The sequence below is a fragment of the Pseudomonas sp. PS02288 genome (genome assembly GCF_029959715.1).
In the GTDB taxonomy this organism is placed as follows: Bacteria; Pseudomonadota; Gammaproteobacteria; order Pseudomonadales; family Pseudomonadaceae; genus Pseudomonas_O; species Pseudomonas_O kuykendallii.
Genome location: NZ_JASCPA010000142.1, coordinates 1 through 263 on the forward strand (window position 1 = coordinate 1; position 263 = coordinate 263).

At 72.6% G+C, this 263-nt stretch carries 1 protein-coding gene; it reads right to left on the reverse strand.

Annotated features, from left to right (window positions below; all coding sequences use genetic code 11):
- The coding region (locus tag QMX85_RS23415) for an aldehyde dehydrogenase family protein (protein ID WP_282344956.1) at window positions 1-263 on the reverse strand (263 nt) is incomplete at both ends.

The window sequence follows — 263 nt, forward strand, 5'->3', positions numbered from 1 at the left end:
TCCGGCAGCGCGCGGTCGATGCGTGCGCCGTAGAAATCGCCACGCCGCAGCACCTGGGCGAACAGGCGCATCTGCCCGCTGGTGCGGCCACGCTCGCCCTGGATACGCCCGGCCGGCAGCGCGGTTTCCTGGCAGACCAGGGCGACGAAGTCATCGCCCAGCGCATCGATCTCGGCGGCGATGGCGTCGAGGAAATCGGCGCGTCTGGCCGCCGACAGCGTGCGGTAGGTCGGATAGGCGGCTGCGGCGGCCTTGGCGGCGGC